This window comes from uncultured Leptotrichia sp. (assembly GCF_938036635.1).
In the GTDB taxonomy this organism is placed as follows: Bacteria; Fusobacteriota; Fusobacteriia; order Fusobacteriales; family Leptotrichiaceae; genus Leptotrichia; species Leptotrichia hongkongensis.
Map to the genome: position 1 here is coordinate 1 of NZ_CALHQO010000263.1, position 1384 is coordinate 1384.

2 protein-coding genes are annotated in these 1384 nt (G+C 31.5%); both read left to right on the forward strand.

Annotated features, from left to right (window positions below):
• Positions 1-1048: glycosyltransferase family 9 protein (locus tag Q0370_RS05130; RefSeq protein ID WP_299572982.1), on the forward strand; the 1048-nt coding region annotated here is incomplete at its 5' end.
• 31 nt (positions 1049-1079) lie between these two features.
• Positions 1080-1384: glycosyltransferase family 2 protein (locus Q0370_RS05135; RefSeq protein ID WP_299572985.1), on the forward strand; the 305-nt coding region annotated here is incomplete at its 3' end.

A 1384-nucleotide genomic window follows, 5' to 3' on the forward strand; every position in this document is an offset into this window, starting at 1 on the left:
GGTTGATAAAAAAAATGAAGTGCTAAGCCATATATTTGATAAAAAGAAAAAGAATATTAATCTTATGCCTTCAGAAATAAAGCGTATCTTATTTTTAAGGACAGATGGAAAAATTGGAGATTACATAATAAGCTCCTTCATCTTTCGGGAAATAAGAAAAAATTATCCCAACATAAAAATTGATGTTGTTGCAGACAAATCCCTCGAGAATTTGTTAAAGCTAAACAAAAACATTAATAAATACTACATTCTTGACAGGAAAAAGATGCAGGAGTGGAGAAGTATTGCAAAAACACTTGGGAAAAATAACTATGATGTCCTTTTTGATTCAACTGAAGGGCTAAAATACAAGCAAGTTTACCTTCTAAACAGGGTAAATGCAACCGTAAACGTTGGATACAACAAGGATGGGTACCATATTTACAATAAAAACATAAAGCAGAACAATACTTTAAAAATGATTCAAATTTATAAGCAAATGGTGGAAAGTGTAAATATTGAAATAAAAGACACGAAATATGATGTTCCTGTTTCTGAAGAATCAGAAAAGAACGTAGCCGCATTTATTGAAGAAAACAATGTAAAAGGAAAGATAATAGCATTAAACTTTTTTGGAGCTTCAAGAGGGAGAAAGATAAACGAGGAAAATGCACTTGTTATAATAAAAAGGCTGGGGGAAATGTACAAGGATTATGCAATTATAATTCTAGATTCGCCAAATGATAGGGAAACAATACATAATATCCTAAAAAAAACAGACAATAAAAATGTTTTATTCTTTGAAAAATCTAGAACCATCTTGGATTCTATATCAATAATTAAAAACAGCGATTTGGTAGTGTCGCTTGATACTTCGATTTTACATATTGCCGAAGGGCTGGATAAGAAAATAATGGCTTTTTATGGTCCAAAGATTAATAAAAATAAATGGCGTATAAAGGAAGAAGGCAATATATTAATTGATTATCCTGAAAATCGTATTAATGATGTAAACTTTGAAAAAATGTTTGATGAATTGTGTCAAAAGAATGCTCTGCCTGCTGTTTAGGAATTTAAAAATATGAAATAGGAGAACGCTGATGAAATTATCCGTAGGAATAATAACTTTTAATGAGGAAAACAGAATTGGTAAAACTTTAGATTCAGTAAGGGGAATAGCTGATGAAATAATAGTTGTAGACAGCGGGAGTAACGACAGGACTGTGGAAATTGCACTTGCGAAGGGAGCAAAAGTCTTTGTGGAAAAGTGGAAGGGATACGGCCCCCAGAAAAATTCTGTTCTAAAAAAATGCAAGGGAGAATGGATTTTATTAATAGATGCTGATGAGGTAATCTCGCCACAGCTGAAAGCAAAAATAAAATCAATTATAAACAGTGAAAATCC